The organism is Paenibacillus paeoniae (assembly GCF_003388735.1).
Classification (GTDB): Bacteria; Bacillota; Bacilli; order Paenibacillales; family Paenibacillaceae; genus Pristimantibacillus; species Pristimantibacillus paeoniae.
On sequence record NZ_QUBQ01000007.1, the window covers coordinates 55,503 to 71,582 of the forward strand.

Here is a 16,080-nt window from a genome sequence, read left to right on the forward strand (position 1 = left end):
CGAGGGGTGATAGGGAAGGAATGGTCGCTGATGACCGATTGGCTATGCCAGTTGGAAGCGGCCATTCCGTCTTTTTTGATCGCCTTGGTTGAACTGATTCCTGTCGGCATACACTACAGTAAAAACCAGCTGTGAGGATATGAGGCAATGTGCTGTAGTGCCGGATCGTCTTGCTCCTGCTTATGAGATAGTGGGCAGTAGCTTATGATTGAACTTTTCGCAACGGGAGCGGGTATAGGATGAGATTTAAGGATGTGTTCTCCATCATCGGTCCGGCCATGGTCGGGCCATCAAGCTCGCATACGGCCGGAGCTGCCCGTATTGGACGTTCGGCTAGACATTTGTTAGCGGATGCGCCAGTCCAGGCAGACATTGCGTTCTATGGATCATTCGCCGCTACCTATGCCGGGCATGGGACAGATGTGGCTATAATAGGCGGTATACTTGATTTTCAGACTGATGATTCCCGTATCCCGGATGCCATTCGTCTGGCTGAGGAGGAGCGGGGCATACAGGTAACCTTCCATGAAGGAAAGGGGCTTTATCCTCATCCCAATACAGCCCGCGTGAAGCTTGTAAGCGCAGCGGGAGAGAGTGTGGAGGTGCTTGGCACTTCTATCGGTGGGGGCAACATCGAGATCGTGGAGATTAATGGCTTTCGGGTGAAAATGACAGCTATCTATCCGACCCTAGTTCTTTTTCATGCCGATCATCCGGGCGTTGTTGCCGACATTACGGGCGAACTGAAGGAGGAGCATTCCAATATTGGCTATATGTCTGTTGATCGGAAAAGCCGCAGTGGAGATGCATTGACCGTCATCGAACTGGATACGGAAATTACGGAGGTTATGCTGAGTCATCTGAGGCGAATTAGCGCCGTTCAATCGATCCGAGTAGTCGATATTACGGATAAATGTACAATGGCTAAAAAGTCGCAAAGTCCGGGGGAGTATCCGAAGGGAGTGGAGGAGGATGAGGTTTCGCCATCTGAATGAGCTAGCGAGGCTATGCGCCGATGAAGGGATGAGCATCGGCGAGTTGATGCTCGCGGAGCAAGCGGCCGAGTCCGGTCAATCGCCGGAAGAGGAATTTGTGAAGATGGCCGATTATTACACAGTGATGAAAGACGCTGTTCAGCGGGGGCTGACAGAGGATACAACCTCTCGCAGCGGGCTGTCGGGTCTGGATGCACAGCGGGTAGACGCTTATAATAAGAGCTTTCCTTCCAATCTAGGCGTTGCAGGAGATGCTATGGCCTATGCGCTTGCGGTTTCGGAAGTGAATGCGTCCATGGGCCGCATCATTGCGACACCGACGGCAGGCTCTTGCGGCATTATTCCCGGTGTGTTCGTTAGCTGCCAGGAGCGGTACGGCTGGTCGAATGAGCATATGACGTACGGATTATTCGCAGCGGGCGCAATCGGTTATGTCATTGCGAATAACTCATTTGTATCTGGCGCCGAGGGCGGCTGTCAGGCAGAAATCGGTTCCGCCATTGGAATGGCGGCAGGCGCGCTAACAGAGCTGCAGGGCGGCAACCCGGCGCAAGCCGTTCATGCGGTCGGGTTGGCGCTGAAAAATACGCTCGGCCTTATTTGCGATCCAGTTGGCGGATTAGTTGAGGTGCCTTGTATTGTACGCAACGGCTTTGGTGCGGTGACAGCGTTGGCTGCGGCTGATATGGCGCTCGCAGGTGTGCGAAGCGCGATCCCTACGGATGAAGTAATACAGGTGATGCTGGAAGTGGGCTCTGCGATGCCGGACAAGCATCGGGAGACAGCGGGTGGAGGCCTGGCTCAGACGCCTACCGGCAAAGCAATTTTGCGTAATCTTAGCTCTCTCCGTACTAAGCCAAAGAAGTCGTGATTTGGTTGATTCAGAGCGCAATCAATAGACAGCTATCGCCATAACTGGTGTGCAACCGCAAGAACCTTCACTGCCCGCATGGCAGTGAAGGTTCTGTTTGTGTTAGTCGCAGGGATGATGCAGAATCTACTCCGGCATTAGACTCGTTGTAATTGCGATCCGGTTCCAGCCGTTAATGGTAATGATGGCTATGATGAGCTCGGACAATGATTTATCGTCAAAGTGCTTCGCAGCTTCTTGGTACACCTCGTCCGGCACATGATGGTTCGCGATCAGCGTAACAGCCTCCGTCAATGCCAACGCAGCTTGTTCCTTCTCCGAAAAATAAGGGGTATCCCTCCAAGCGCTCAGCGCATAGATGCGTTGCTCCGTCTCTCCCTCGCTCCGTGCTTCCTTCGTATGCATATTGATGCAGAATGCACAGCCGTTCAATTGCGACGCGCGTATTTTGACCAATTCAATGATTGGCTTCTCCAAACTTGAGGCTCTTACGAATTTCTCCATGCCGCTCATGGTTGCGTACGCCTCTGGATTCACTTGATTAATATTTATTCTGGTGCTCATTCCATCCACTCTCCTTCTCTGATGTGCCTGATTCAGATATGAACCGGTCTATAACTAAGACAAAATAGCGTCTGCATTTGTGACATGCGATAGTTTGTCCGGGTTCATAACGAGATAGATTCGTTCGATCTTCTCCCCGGAAGCATCCCATTGGAACGTTAGTACCCTGGCAGGATGACCGTTCTGTAGAAGCAGCAAGCCGGATTGCCCGCTGATCCAAGCAGGTATGTAAGCTTGACTGCTTGGTTGGTTTCCTTTGCGGGCCAGTCCCTCGTAGAGTGCCACAATGCGGGTGCGTCCCATGATCGGGAAGATAGCGGCATGTACTTTGCCTCCGCCGTCTGAGACCATAATAGCGTCTTCCGCCAGCATACCAACTAACAGGGCTGTGTCGCCGGTCTCCGCCGCACGGATGAATGCGCCGGCTAGCTCCAGAGCCCGCTTGTTATGGAAGACGGGTAAATTCGGAAGAACGCCGAGCTTATCCTTGGCTCGGCTCAGCAGCTTACGGCAGTTAGCTTCAGATTTCCCCGTCATGTCCGAGATGTCTGCGTAATCGAAGGCGAGGGTCTCCCTCAACACAAATACAGCTCGTTCGATAGCGCTTAGATTCTCCAACATCACAAGCATGGCATAGGTAATGGTTTCGTACTTCTCCAGCCTGTCGGCTGGGTTGTCTTTGCCGTCAGCGCTATAGATAACGTCAGGCTCGGGCAGCCAGTTGCCGACATAAGTCTCACGTCTCTTGCGTGCAGATTGCTGCTCATTTAAACAACGATTGGTGACCATTTTCGCCAGATAGGCTTTATCATGCTCAATCCCCTTACGATCTATCTGATAATAGTCCAGAAATACCTCCTGTACGATATCCTCGGCGTCGCTGACTGAACCTAGCATTCGGTAAGCCAGACTAAGCAGCAAGGGGCGGTAAGTTTCATAAGGCTGTGGTTCTTGCATAGAGTTAATTCTCTCCTTCACTTGGCAAAGATGATTTTTATGCTAGCCTGATAGGTTTATAGATTTGCCATCACGGGCATAATAACGGATAGAGACGTTCCGGAACGCAAGCAGACGCACCGGCGGGTGCGCGAGAGGAGCTTGTGTCATGTCCCGTACTTATTCCTATTCTTCCTATCATTCCGCTTCACCTTTCCGTTTTCCGTATCGCAAATCTTATGGCTTTATTATAATGGTTTTAATGGTCCTAATTATGAGCTGGGAATCGCAACAAATGGATGCCGCTTTGGCCAAAGGCGGGATTCCCGAGGAAGCGATCCGGCTTCGCATATTGGCTAATTCGGACAGTCCGTCCGATCAGCTTGTCAAACGCATCGTGCGCGATGAAATTGTGAAAGCCATGAATAGCTGGGCCACGGGTCAACAGACGATCGAGGAGGCGCGTGCGACGATTCAGTCCAAGCTGCCTGAATTGCAGCAGATTGTAGCGAATGTGCTGGAGAGCAGAGGTTTTCTCTACGATTCCAGTGCTGCGCTAGGCATGGTTGACTTTCCGACGAAAATGTATGGCAGCAAAGTGTATCCGGCAGGACAGTATGAAGCTCTGCTCATTACGATTGGCGAAGGACAGGGACAAAATTGGTGGTGCGTGCTGTTCCCGCCGCTCTGCTTCGTAGACGCTGTGTCAGGAGAAGCGTCAGCAGCATCCGGCGTATCCCAGGATGGTGCTGCGATGACGGTATCCGCAGAAGCAAATTCAGCAGCCGACGATGCTGCATCATCCGCAGCGAATGATCAAGCGGATGCGCCGAAAGCAAAGTTTTTTCTATGGGAGCTGCTGCAATCTCTGATCGATTGGTTCAAATCGTTGTTCTAAGATCATGATACGCCGTATTCCCTATGTTTGGGAATGACGGCGTTTGTCTTATCTGATGCTTCCAGTTCCGTTCGATACAAATAAGGAATGTGCTATAATAGCGTTGATACGGATACTATAGGCAGAGTATGAGGATTGAATAGATATGGCTCTAAATACGAAAGTATGGATTATTCAAGATAAAAAAGCAGAAGAATCGGGCTGGACTCCTACGTCAGAGATTGCGCTGCGAGAAGCCGCTGATAGGTTGAGATTAGGCGGACTTGTGGCCTTTCCTACAGAGACCGTGTACGGGCTAGGCGCAAATGCATGCAGTACGGAAGCGGTGGCCGGCATCTATCAGGCGAAAGGAAGACCTTCAGACAATCCGCTCATCGTTCATGTTGCAAGTGAAGCGGATTTGGACGAATTAGTATTTCCTTACCCTTCGCTTGCGGGGCGTCTAATGGAGCGGTTTTGGCCAGGGCCCCTAACAATCGTACTCCCGGTACGCCCAGGTGTACTGTCGCCGCTCGTGACGGCGAATCTGTCAACCGTCGGTATTCGCATGCCTGATCATCCGGCAGCACTGGAGCTGATCCAGCTTGCGGGATGTCCGGTAGCGGCTCCCAGCGCGAACCGCTCCGGCAGGCCAAGTCCGACAGTGGCTGATCATGTGCTCGAGGATTTGAATGGGCGTATAGACGGCATTGTAGATGGAGGCGCTACAGGCGTCGGGCTGGAATCCACTGTCGTCGAACTGGAAGGAGAATGCGCCATTCGCATCCTACGACCTGGCGGTGTTACCGCGGAAGCACTTCGTTTAGCTTTTCCCGATGCGGAGATATTGTACGAATCTGAGGAGAGCAGCATGTCAGAGCAGCCAAGATCACCTGGCATGAAGTATACACATTACGCGCCCAAAGGAGAGCTGGCTGTCGTTCAAGGACAACCGGATGCTGTCGTTGCTTATGTTAATGAACAAGCTCGACAGTACAAGGAAAACGGCGTGGCTACCGGTGTTCTATCATTCAGTGAGCGTGTATGCCGTTATGAGGCTGATCTGGTACTGGATTTGGGAGGCCAGAGCAGACTGGAGGAAGCGGCGCAGCGACTCTACGGAGCGCTTCGCCAATTCGATGAAGCGGGGGTAAGCCGTATTTGGGCAGAAGCTTGTGTTCCGGAAGGTATAGGCGGCGCCCTTATGAACCGACTGGTGAAGGCAGCCGGCGGAAGAATCATTGACTTAGACAAGTAGTATGTTTGTCCCTATGTCCGCATATGTTGGATAGTGAATGCGGCGTTACATAGGGGAGATGTACGAATGGACGTTAGTGCGTATATGGGGCAGTTTTTGACACTGCTCATTATTGCTGTGGCGCTTGGATTCGATGCGTTCTCACTCGGACTCGGCATTGGGCTTAAGGGTATACGGCTGGTCGATATTGTAAAACTGGGCACGGTAATTGGACTCTTCCACATTCTGATGCCGATTGGCGGCTTGTTGACTGGTCAATTGGTAAGCGGACTGCTCGGGAGTGTCGCGACAACCGCCGCGGGCATATTGCTTTTATTGCTTGGCGGACACATGATTTATAGCTCGATTCGTGGAGAAGAAGTGCCCACATTCAACCACCGTTCCTCGCTGGGGCTGTTTGTTCTGGCACTAAGTGTAAGTGTGGATGCATTCTCCGTCGGGGTAACGATGGGGATGTTTTCGGCGGATCTGTGGCTCACCATTTTGTTGTTTGGTTTTTTCGGCGGTATGATGTCTATGCTGGGCTTGCTGCTCGGTCGCAAGGTTAGCAGCAAGCTGGGAGAGTACGGGGAAGCTTGCGGAGGCGCTATCTTAATGGTGTTCGGCCTATTATTTATTGTCTGATTCACAAGGTAACTGCTAATACAAAGGAGCTGGCGCAATGAAGCGTATTTTGTTCGTCTGTACAGGAAATACTTGCCGTTCGCCCATGGCGGAGGCGCTGCTTCGCCGTCATGCCGCATCGCGGGGCATTATGATAGCTGTTCGCTCAGCAGGCGTATCGACGATAGACGGTTTGCCGGTGTCGGCCAATACCCTATCTACGCTCAGGTTAAGGGACATTGAGCATACAGGCTCCTCGCGTGCCATTACCTCTGAGGCTGTTGATTGGGCGGATTTGATCTTAACCATGACGTCAGGCCATAAGCGTTCGTTGCTTCATTATCATCCAGAGGCGGTAGACAAAACCTTTACACTCAAAGAATTCGCTTATCAGGATGAAAGTGTGCTGCAAGATATATTGGAGCTGGAAGGGCTGTATACGGAAATGCAGATGAAAGGCGCCCTTGGCCAGCAGCTCAGCGCATCCGAGCGGCAGCGGCTGCTGGAGCTCGAGAAGCGCATTCCCAGCTTTGACATCGCAGACCCTTTCGGCGGGCCCCAACCCGTCTACGACAGCTGTTCCCGCGAGATTGAAGCCTCTATTCAGAAGCTGCTCGACAAGCTGTCGAATCGTCCGTAAATAGACGCTGAAATGATTGATTTCTGATGAGATATGAGCTATGATGATGGAGACAAAAGGGTTTCCGATGTAACTGGCGACGGAAGTGGGCTAACCACGGTGGAGCATCGGAATATACGGCCGGTCGCCTGGGCAAAGAGCAGCATGCTGAATAAGCATGTCTTGCTCTTTTTTTCGTCTTTTTGGCCGGAACGAGGTATACTATCACCATAGGTTATTTGCAGGAAGCAATGACTCTTACAACTTAAGGCAGGATGGTGTTCACATTGAAGATTGCGATTGGCGCCGATCACGGCGGTTACCGTCTGAAGGATGAGCTTGTTCCGATTATTGAAGCACTAGGTCACGAGATCGAGGATGTAGGCTGTGACTGTGAGCAGTCGGTAGACTATCCCGATTATGCTTTGCCCGTATGTGAGATGGTGGCAAGCGGCAAGGCAGATCGCGGCATACTGATTTGTGGTACGGGCATTGGCATGTCTATTGCCGCGAACAAATACCCAGGCATTCGATGCGCTCTGGTACATGATATTTTCTCTGCCAAAGCGACTCGGGAGCATAACGATACGAACGTCCTTGCTATGGGTGAGCGTGTCATTGGTCCTGGTGTGGCTGGGGAAATTGTGAAAGTGTGGCTGGAGACGCTGTTTTCGAACGAGGGTCGTCACGTGGGCCGCATCGAAAAAGTTATGCAACTGGAGAATCGCTTCTCCGTTCATCCTTAACTGTTGGTTGAAGAGAAGGAGGCATAACTGATTTGAGCCATGAATCCAGTGGGCATCAAGACGTGATTGCAAGGCAAGTGGAGATTGTTGTCAAAGAGCTGGCGATAGCCGGCAAGCTGGAAGAGGGTCATCTCGTGGTGATCGGGACAAGTACCAGCGAGGTGCTCGGTGAGCGCATCGGCACATCAGGTACGCTGGAGACAGCGGCAGCCATTTATAGGGGTGTCGAAGCGGTTAGGAATCAGATCCCATTCGTCCCTGTATACCAATGCTGCGAGCATTTGAATCGTGCTCTTGTTATGGAAGAAGCAGAGGCTACCCGGCGCGGTCTGGAAGTTGTCTATGCTGTACCGGTTCCCAAAGCGGGGGGTTCCATGGCAGCCTATGCATACGGTCAATTCGTTAAGCCATGCCTGGTCGAACAAATAGAAGCGAATGCTGGCATTGATATCGGCGATACGTTTATCGGCATGCATCTGAAGCGGGTTGCTGTTCCTGTAAGGCCATCAATCAAGACTATTGGTGAAGCACACGTTACGATGGCTATTACGAGGCCGAAGCTGATCGGCGGAGCAAGGGCCGTCTACGACGATAGTAACAGTTTCAGAGCGGGACAGAACGCCAAGACTTGCGAGTAAAGTTATTGCGCGAAAGACGCTTTTGGTTTGAAAGTGTGTGTTCGCTATTATAAAAAAGCAGTCATATAAGGAGGAACTAAAAGTGGAACAACTACGTAAGCAAGATCCAGAAGTATTGAAGGCGATGGGCCTTGAGCTGCAACGTCAACGCGACAACATCGAACTGATCGCTTCAGAGAATATCGTAAGCGAAGCAGTGTTGGAGGCACTAGGCTCCGTACTGACGAACAAATACGCTGAAGGTTACCCGGGCAAACGCTTCTACGGCGGCTGTGAGCATGTAGACATCGTGGAAGATATCGCTCGTGACCGTGCAAAGGAATTGTTCGGCGCTGAGCATGTGAACGTTCAGCCTCATTCCGGTGCACAAGCGAATATGGCGGTTTATCTAGCTGCACTGAAGCCTGGCGATACCGTGCTTGGCATGAACTTGGCTCACGGCGGTCATTTGACACACGGCAGCCCCGTTAATGCTTCCGGCCTGCTTTACAACTTTGTAGCCTATGGCGTACAGGAAGACTCGTTCACCATTGATTATGAAGAAGTACGCAAGCTGGCGTTCAAGCATCGCCCACGGATGATCGTTGCAGGCGCAAGTGCCTACCCGCGTATTATTGACTTCGAGAAGCTCGGTCAAATCGCTAATGAAGTAGGCGCATTGTTCATGGTAGATATGGCACATATCGCAGGTCTGGTTGCGGCAGGTTTGCATCCAAGCCCGGTTCCACACGCGCATTTTGTGACAACTACGACTCACAAGACGCTTCGCGGTCCTCGCGGCGGTATGATCCTGTGCAGAAAAGCATGGGCGGCAGCGATTGATAAGGCTGTATTCCCAGGCTCTCAAGGTGGTCCGTTGATGCATGTTATTGCAGCTAAGGCTGTAGCATTCGGTGAAGCGCTTGATCCTTCCTTCAAACTACATGCGCAAAATGTAGTGAAGAATGCTAAGGTGCTGTCGGAAGAATTGGTTTCCAGAGGCATTAATATCGTTTCCGGCGGTACAGACAACCACTTGATGCTGATCGATACGCGCAGCCTGAATATTACAGGAAAAGTAGCAGAGCATGTATTGGATCAAGTCGGCATTACAGTGAATAAAAATGCAATTCCATTCGATCCGACGAGCCCGTTTGTTACAAGCGGTATTCGTGTCGGAACGCCTGCGGCGACAACCCGCGGCATGGACGAGGAAGCGATGAAGGTCATTGCAGAGGTTATTGCGATTGTTCTGAAGAACCCAGAAGACCAATCTGTTCTCGAACAGGCTAGAGGTATGGTTCGTGATCTATCTGCAAAATTCCCTTTATATCCAAGCATCTCATACTAATAGAAGTAAATTTGAAAGCTCTCGGCCAATTAGGCTGAGAGCTTTTTTGTGCGCTGCTCGACCCATCAAATCGTGGAAACGATGTAAAAAAGATGGTAATGATTATTTGAAGTAATGATTGTTCATGACCAACACAAATTGAAATAGAGAAAGACTTAAACTCAAATTTGACGGTTGATCAAGTTTTGCCTGTTGTATTTGTTCATATAATTGGTTTAGTATGTGAAGGGCGAAATGAACAATAGAAGTTATGTTTAAGTCTAATCCATGTTTCCAGTCTTTGATAAGTGTATTTTAAAGAGTGTAAAGAGGGAAAAACCGAACATTAGCTATATTTTATGGGGAATCGACGGTTTATTATTTCATTAATAAATGAAAAATAATTTATTGAATAATATCCCATTTAAGGAATCTGAAATATTTTAAGAATGTAAGGTTTAATCTGTTCCTATCGTGGGAAATGAATCAGTCCTGATTCACTTTTGATACGTGTTTCTTCTATTATATGCGTTAAAGCCATGTTGTGTTAATGCGAAAATGTATTAACACAGGGTCGAGTCAATGCATGCAAGCATTAATGCTACCCTGCATTAATGCTTGCATGCATTAACCCTAGACTGTTTTAACGCATATATGTAGTGACGCAGTAAAGAGGGGTCGGAGTGAATAAATAAACGATTTCGCTCATAAATTTTCTGTAATTGGACATAGTATATACGCATGTTGGAAGGATTTAAGCACATCAAATAGTTGACAATTGTTCAATTGAAGTTGTATATTGTTTAACGTCGAATAATTATTAAAACCATGTTAATTATTGTTACATCCTTGTAATATGTGAGCTTTATCTCATTACTTACGGTTTTAAAAAAATTATAATAGAAAGTGGGAGTTGATGTTGGTGAAAGGAAATTTCAAAAAGCCAGTGCAATTCATGCTTGTGCTAGTGATCGCTTTCAGCATGCTGCTTGCAGCTTGTTCCAGCGATAACAACAAGCCAACGCCTTCGAACAACGGCGGCACGAACAACGGAGGAGAGACAAAAGCACCTCAAGAGTTCCGTTTCACAATTGGTAGCGAGCCACCAAGCTTGGATCCAGCCCTAATGACGGACGCACAGTCTGGCATCGTAGCTTCAGGTCTGTACGAAGGTCTTACTCGTCTGAACACAAAAGGCGAGCCTGAGAATGCAATTGCAAAAGAAATCAAAGCATCTGAAGATGGCAAAACTTACACGATCACCCTTCGCGAAGACGCTAAGTGGAGCAATGGTGACCCTGTAACTGCTCATGACTTTGAATACGCTTGGAAACGTTCTTTGAACCCTGAAACAGGCTCCGAGTATGCATACATGTTGTTCTACATTGAAAATGCCGAGAAATTCAATTCCGGCGAAGGCACTGCTGACGAAGTAGGCGTTAAAGCTACTGGCGACTACACGCTGGAAGTACAACTTAACTCGCCGGCTCCTTACTTCCCAAGCCTACTGGCTCACTACACGTACCTGCCAGTTCACGAAGGAACGGTTGACGGCAAACCTGAATGGGCTGCTGAAGCCAACACAATCGTTTCGAACGGTCCTTTCGTTCTGAAACAATGGGTACATGCAGACAAGTTGCTTCTTGAGAAAAACCCTGACTACTATAACAAAGATGCAATCAACTTTGACAAAGTAACGATCTCCATTGTTGAAGACGAGAGCACTGTTTTTCAATTGTTTGAAACAAACAAAATCGATTGGATCGGCGCTCAAGCTGGTTCCGTACCACCAGATCTGACTAAAAAGATGATTGACGAAGGCAGAGCTGAAGTAACATCTGTTGCTTCGGTATACTACTACCTGTTCAACAACAATAAAGTTCCATTCAACAACGCAAAAGTTCGTAAAGCTTTCTCGATGTCCATCGATCGTCAATCCTTGATTGACAACGTTGCACAAGCGAACCAACAACCGGCTTACGGTCTGGTACCGCCATCCATTGCTGGTCCAGATGGAAAAATGTTCCGTGAGGTTTATCCAGACACGGGCTACTTCCAAGAAAATGCTGATGAAGCTAAAAAATTGTTTGAAGAAGGTATGGCTGAACTAGGCCTTACTGCATTCCCTGAAGTAACGCTTCTTTACAACACTAGCGAAGGCCACAAGAAACTGGCTGAAGCGGTTGTAGACATGTGGCGTAAGAGCCTGGGCGTAGAAGTGAAACTGGCTAACCAAGAATGGGGTACATTCCTGGAGTCCAGAAAAGCGGGTCAATTTGATATCGCACGTTCCGGCTGGGGTGCTGACATCAACCACCCTATCAACTTCACGTTTGACCTGATCCACCCGAAATCCGGCAACAACGACGGCAAATACAACAACCCTAAAGTTGAGAAATTGCTTGACGATTCCCTGGTAGCAAGCAGCTCTGAAGAAAGCATGAAAATGATGGCTGAAGCAGAGAAAGTTGCTGTCTCCGAGGACATGGGCGTATTGCCAACGTTCTACTACACAACTGTTACTATGCTTAAAGACGGTTTCGAAGGCGTAATCTCCGATTACTCCGGTCACCTTGACTGGGTACACGGCAGCAAAAAATAGGTCACTCCATCTGTCCTATCTATAGCGACTATCTAGAGTAACTTAAGTTCCAGAAGGGTATATATAGGCTCTCTATATATACCCTTTTGAAATGCAAATAAAGATTGTGAGAGAGTGGGTGATCGTTTGCTCCGCTTCATTTTAGGCAAATTTGTGTTTATGGTGTTTTCGCTCTTCCTGCTCGTTACGGCGACGTTCCTGCTCATGAATGCGATCCCGGGAAGCCCGCTGCAATCGGAGAAGGCTCCAAACGAGACCGTTCAGAAAAACTTGGAAGCGTATTATGGCTTGGATAAGCCATTGTATGTTCAGTACGGAAAATATATGGCAAACCTTCTTCAGGGCGACTTGGGTATCTCTATGAAGAAGAAGTTCCAGTCTGTGGACAAGATGATTGCCAATTCATTTGGCCCATCCCTTAGACTAGGATTATCGGCGATTGTAACATCTGTTATTGTGGGCTGTATATTAGGGATGATAGCAGCTATGCATCATCGGAAGATACTAGACAATGTAGCCATGATTATTGCAGTTATTGGCATGGCCATACCGAGTATTGTTTTGGCGCCACTCTTGCAATATTATTTTGCTTTTAAATGGGGATTTTTTGAAGTAGCCGGGTTAAATGCACCACTGGACTATGTATTGCCAACCATCGCGCTGGCATCCGGTCCGATTGCTTTTATAGCAAGATTGCTTAGATCCACCATGATTGAAGTATTGAATGCTGATTTTATTAAAACTGCCAAATCCAAAGGACTTTCCGGATATGTCATTGTAGCGCGTCATGCTCTTCGCAACTCGATGCTTCCAGTCGTTACGTATCTTGGTTATTTGACGGCTGGCATTATCACAGGTTCCGTTGTCATTGAGAAGATTTTCGCGATTCCTGGCATAGGCAAGTACTTTGTTCAGAGCATAATAGATAGGGACTATCCACTCATTATGGGCATCACCATTTTCTATGCCGTTATCTTGATGGTAACCCGTTTCTTGGCGGATATAGCCTATGTGCTGATAGATCCGCGCATGCGAGCATCCGGCGGCAAGGGGGCGAAGTAAAAGATGTCTAACACGAATCAATCGAACACATCCGATAAGTTAAGACCTGAACAGTTCGAAAAGCTGAAAAGGGATAATGTCATTAAAGATGGGGCAGGACGCAAAAGTCTGACTGCTTGGCAAGATATTCGTCTACGTCTTATGAGCAACAAGCTCGCAATGACAGGATTCTGGATTATTGTGTTCATTGCGGTTGCTGCTATATTTATTCCATTGCTTTCACCTCATGACCACTTCACCAACAATCTGACGAATACGAATCAACCTCCTAACGCTACACATTGGTTCGGTACCGATGATCTGGGACGTGACGTTATGGAGAGAACATGGAAGGGTGCTCAAATTTCCTTGTTCGTCGGTTTGGTTGCCGCATTAATCGACTTGATCCTTGGTATCATTTACGGTGGTATCATGGGCTACTACGGTGGCAAGGTCGATGAGGTTATGAACCGCTTCGCAGAGATTCTGTATTCAATTCCTTATCTGCTTGTCGTTATCCTTTTGCTCGTTGTGATGGAGCCGAGTTTAACGACCATAATCATAGCCATGTCCATCACGGGCTGGATTAACATGGCGTGGATCGTTCGCGGTCAAATTATGCAGCTCAAAAACCAGGAATATGCTCTTGCTTCCAAGTCGCTTGGCGCTGGCGCAATGCGCATTATTTTCCGTCACCTGATTCCAAATGCAATGGGACCGATTCTCGTCACGTTGACGCTTACGGTGCCAAATGCAATCTTTACGGAAGCGTTCCTAAGCTTCCTGGGTCTTGGCGTACAATCCCCTGTCGCATCATGGGGTACTATGATTGATGACGGCGTTAAGGCAATGTCAATCTTCCCATGGCGCCTGTTGTTCCCGGCCCTCTTCTTGAGCTTAACCATCTTTGCCTTTAACGTCTTCGGCGACGGACTGCGCGACGCATTCGATCCGAAGTTGAAAAAATAACTAACACAGCCTAGCTGAGAGGAGGTCATTGCCAATGAAGACCTTGCTGGAAGTGAAAAATTTAAGTGTCTCCTTTGACGTATACGGCGGCGAGGTGCAGGCGATTCGCGATATTAGCTTCAATGTGAAAAAAGGTGAAGCTGTAGCTATCGTCGGAGAATCCGGATCAGGGAAAAGTGTTACGGCCCAATCCATTATGAGATTGAATCCTTCGCCTCCTAGCAGAATCAAACAGGGATCGATTAAATTCGAAGACCAAGAGCTGCTGTCGTTAACTGAACGGCAGATGCAGACCGTGCGCGGCAACAAGATCGGGATGATCTTCCAGGATCCGATGACATCCTTGAACCCTACCCTCACGGTAGGCGCTCAAATTATGGAAGGTCTGATCAAGCATCAAAACGTGAGCCAGGCAGATGCCAAGGCCCGCGCCATCGAGATGTTGAATCTGGTTGGCATTCCTAATCCTGAAGCGCGCATTAAGCAGTATCCGCATCAATTCTCAGGCGGCATGCGCCAACGCGTCATGATTGCCATTGCGCTGGCTTGCAATCCTTCACTTCTCATTGCAGATGAGCCTACGACGGCTCTTGACGTTACGATTCAAGCGCAAATTATGCGCGTGATGAAGGACCTGCAGCAAAAAATGGGCACTTCTATCATTTTGATTACGCATGACCTTGGCGTTGTTGCCGATGTGTGCGATCGTGTCATTGTTATGTACGCAGGTCGTATCGTGGAGCAGGGCACCAAGTGGGAGATCTTCTCCAACCCGCAGCATCCGTACACTAGAGGTTTGCTGCGTTCCTTGCCGCGTCTGGACCAACGGAAAGACGAGCCGCTTATTCCGATCCCGGGCACTCCGCCCGACCTGATTAAGCCGCCAGCGGGCTGCAGCTTCTGCGCACGCTGTGACGAAGCTATGAAAGTATGCGTAGATAATGATCCGAACTTGCATGCCATCAAGGGAAGCGATTCCCATGGGGCTGCTTGCTGGATGCTGCATCCTTACGCTAATCGGGAGGTGCCGGTATGAGCTCTCCATTAGTTCAAGTCAATGATTTGCGCAAGTTTTTTAACTTGGGAAAAGGAAATATTTTGAAGGCTGTTAATGAAATTTCGTTTGATATCGGTCGCGGCGAGACGGTTGGTGTCGTAGGCGAATCTGGTTGCGGCAAGTCTACAGCCGGACGTACTATATTGCGTTTGTACGAGCCAACTAGCGGCGGCGTGACATTCGACGGAAAAGATATCTATAAGCTTCGTGGTTCTGAATTGAAGGCGCTGCGCCGCAATATGCAGATGATCTTCCAAGACCCTTACGCATCGCTTAACCCGCGTATGACGGTAGGCGATATTATCGGAGAAGCGCTGGACATTCACAATTTGGCTGGCAGCAGAGCCGAGCGCAAGCGCAAGGTAGAGGATTTGCTCGACCTAGTTAACTTGAATGCAGAGCATGCTCTGCGGTACCCGCATGAGTTCTCTGGCGGCCAGCGGCAGCGTATCGGGATTGCCCGTGCGCTTGCGGTGAGTCCAAAGTTCATCATCGCCGATGAACCGATTTCGGCGCTTGACGTGTCGATTCAAGCGCAAGTCGTGAACTTGATGCAGGATCTGCAGCGGAAGATGGGCTTGACCTATCTGTTCATTGCGCATGACCTGTCTATGGTTAAGCATATCAGTGACCGCGTAGCGGTTATGTACTTGGGTAAGATCGTTGAGCTTGCGGAAAGCAGCGAGCTGTACGACAACCCTCGTCATCCTTATACAAGAGCACTTCTGTCTGCGATTCCGATTCCGGATCCGAAGGTTGAAGCCGAGCGTGAGCGTGTCGTCCTGAAGGGTGATCTGCCAAGCCCGATCAACCCGCCGTCGGGCTGCCAGTTCCATACTCGCTGCCCGATCGCGACAGAGAAATGCAAGACCGACGAGCCGAAGCTGGTCGACGTAGGCAAAGGTCACTTTGCTGCTTGTCATTACGCTTAATACGATAGAGAAGAGGCGAGGCCGGATATGATATCCGGCCTCGCCTCTTTATGGTTGGGTGTA

The 16,080-nt window shown here is 49.2% G+C and carries 17 protein-coding genes and 1 riboswitch; of the genes, 15 read left to right on the forward strand and 2 right to left on the reverse strand.

Annotated elements, in window-relative coordinates:
• The first annotated feature begins 6 nt into the window (after positions 1-6).
• The 3 genes from DX130_RS27290 (at position 7) to sdaAA (ending at position 1,866) form a co-directional block, all read left to right on the forward strand.
• Positions 7-135: a hypothetical protein gene (locus DX130_RS27290; protein ID WP_276310910.1), complete on the forward strand. Its 129-nt coding sequence runs from the start codon at positions 7-9 to the stop codon at positions 133-135.
• Positions 136-239: 104 nt separating this feature from the next.
• The gene (gene sdaAB / locus DX130_RS23560; RefSeq protein ID WP_116049561.1) at positions 240-995 is read left to right on the forward strand and encodes an L-serine ammonia-lyase, iron-sulfur-dependent subunit beta; all 756 of its coding nucleotides are present in this window, start codon (positions 240-242) and stop codon (positions 993-995) included.
• A complete protein-coding gene (gene sdaAA, locus DX130_RS23565) occupies positions 973-1,866 on the forward strand; it encodes an L-serine ammonia-lyase, iron-sulfur-dependent, subunit alpha (protein WP_116049562.1) in 894 nt (297 codons plus the stop codon). The genes sdaAB and sdaAA overlap by 23 nt, the downstream gene beginning before the upstream one ends.
• 126 nt (positions 1,867-1,992) lie before the next feature.
• Here the strand turns inward: sdaAA and DX130_RS23570 are convergent, their stop codons facing one another.
• Both DX130_RS23570 and sigJ read right to left on the reverse strand, forming a co-directional pair.
• Complete coding sequence (locus DX130_RS23570; RefSeq protein WP_116049564.1) at positions 1,993-2,430, reverse strand: carboxymuconolactone decarboxylase family protein; 438 nt, start codon at positions 2,428-2,430, stop codon at positions 1,993-1,995.
• Between the two features lie 54 nt (positions 2,431-2,484).
• Complete coding sequence (gene sigJ, locus DX130_RS23575) at positions 2,485-3,387, reverse strand: RNA polymerase sigma factor SigJ (protein WP_116049566.1); 903 nt, start codon at positions 3,385-3,387, stop codon at positions 2,485-2,487.
• Positions 3,388-3,535: 148 nt separating this feature from the next.
• On the opposite strand from sigJ, the gene spoIIR reads away from it, so the two are divergent.
• The 12 genes from spoIIR to DX130_RS23635 all read left to right on the forward strand — a co-directional run bounded on the left by spoIIR (position 3,536) and on the right by DX130_RS23635 (position 16,017).
• The gene (gene spoIIR, locus DX130_RS23580) at positions 3,536-4,264 is read left to right on the forward strand and encodes a stage II sporulation protein R (protein WP_116049568.1); all 729 of its coding nucleotides are present in this window, start codon (positions 3,536-3,538) and stop codon (positions 4,262-4,264) included.
• A gap of 145 nt (positions 4,265-4,409) precedes the next feature.
• Positions 4,410-5,501: an L-threonylcarbamoyladenylate synthase gene (locus DX130_RS23585; protein ID WP_116049570.1), complete on the forward strand. Its 1,092-nt coding sequence runs from the start codon at positions 4,410-4,412 to the stop codon at positions 5,499-5,501.
• Between the two features lie 66 nt (positions 5,502-5,567).
• Positions 5,568-6,125, forward strand: a complete 558-nt coding sequence (locus tag DX130_RS23590) for a manganese efflux pump MntP (protein ID WP_116049572.1) — start codon at positions 5,568-5,570, stop codon at positions 6,123-6,125.
• A 37-nt stretch (positions 6,126-6,162) separates the two neighbouring features.
• On the forward strand, positions 6,163-6,744 hold the full coding sequence (locus DX130_RS23595; protein WP_116049573.1) for a low molecular weight protein arginine phosphatase: 582 nt from the start codon (positions 6,163-6,165) through the stop codon (positions 6,742-6,744).
• Positions 6,745-6,803: 59 nt separating this feature from the next.
• Positions 6,804-6,885, forward strand: a riboswitch (ZMP/ZTP riboswitch).
• A gap of 125 nt (positions 6,886-7,010) precedes the next feature.
• On the forward strand, positions 7,011-7,469 hold the full coding sequence (gene rpiB, locus DX130_RS23600; RefSeq protein WP_116049575.1) for a ribose 5-phosphate isomerase B: 459 nt from the start codon (positions 7,011-7,013) through the stop codon (positions 7,467-7,469).
• A gap of 32 nt (positions 7,470-7,501) precedes the next feature.
• Entirely contained in the window at positions 7,502-8,107 is a 606-nt protein-coding gene (locus DX130_RS23605) for a TIGR01440 family protein (RefSeq protein ID WP_420818553.1), read from the forward strand.
• An 82-nt stretch (positions 8,108-8,189) separates the two neighbouring features.
• On the forward strand, positions 8,190-9,437 hold the full coding sequence (locus DX130_RS23610) for a serine hydroxymethyltransferase (protein ID WP_116049577.1): 1,248 nt from the start codon (positions 8,190-8,192) through the stop codon (positions 9,435-9,437).
• A gap of 901 nt (positions 9,438-10,338) precedes the next feature.
• On the forward strand, positions 10,339-12,018 hold the full coding sequence (locus DX130_RS23615; protein WP_165861433.1) for a peptide ABC transporter substrate-binding protein: 1,680 nt from the start codon (positions 10,339-10,341) through the stop codon (positions 12,016-12,018).
• Positions 12,019-12,144: 126 nt separating this feature from the next.
• The gene (locus tag DX130_RS23620; protein ID WP_116049581.1) at positions 12,145-13,080 is read left to right on the forward strand and encodes an ABC transporter permease; all 936 of its coding nucleotides are present in this window, start codon (positions 12,145-12,147) and stop codon (positions 13,078-13,080) included.
• A 3-nt stretch (positions 13,081-13,083) separates the two neighbouring features.
• Positions 13,084-14,028: an ABC transporter permease gene (locus tag DX130_RS23625; RefSeq protein ID WP_116049583.1), complete on the forward strand. Its 945-nt coding sequence runs from the start codon at positions 13,084-13,086 to the stop codon at positions 14,026-14,028.
• 34 nt (positions 14,029-14,062) lie between these two features.
• On the forward strand, positions 14,063-15,064 hold the full coding sequence (locus DX130_RS23630) for an ABC transporter ATP-binding protein (protein ID WP_116049585.1): 1,002 nt from the start codon (positions 14,063-14,065) through the stop codon (positions 15,062-15,064).
• Positions 15,061-16,017, forward strand: a complete 957-nt coding sequence (locus DX130_RS23635) for an ABC transporter ATP-binding protein (RefSeq protein ID WP_116049586.1) — start codon at positions 15,061-15,063, stop codon at positions 16,015-16,017. The genes DX130_RS23630 and DX130_RS23635 overlap by 4 nt, the downstream gene beginning before the upstream one ends.
• Positions 16,018-16,080: the final 63 nt, after the last annotated feature.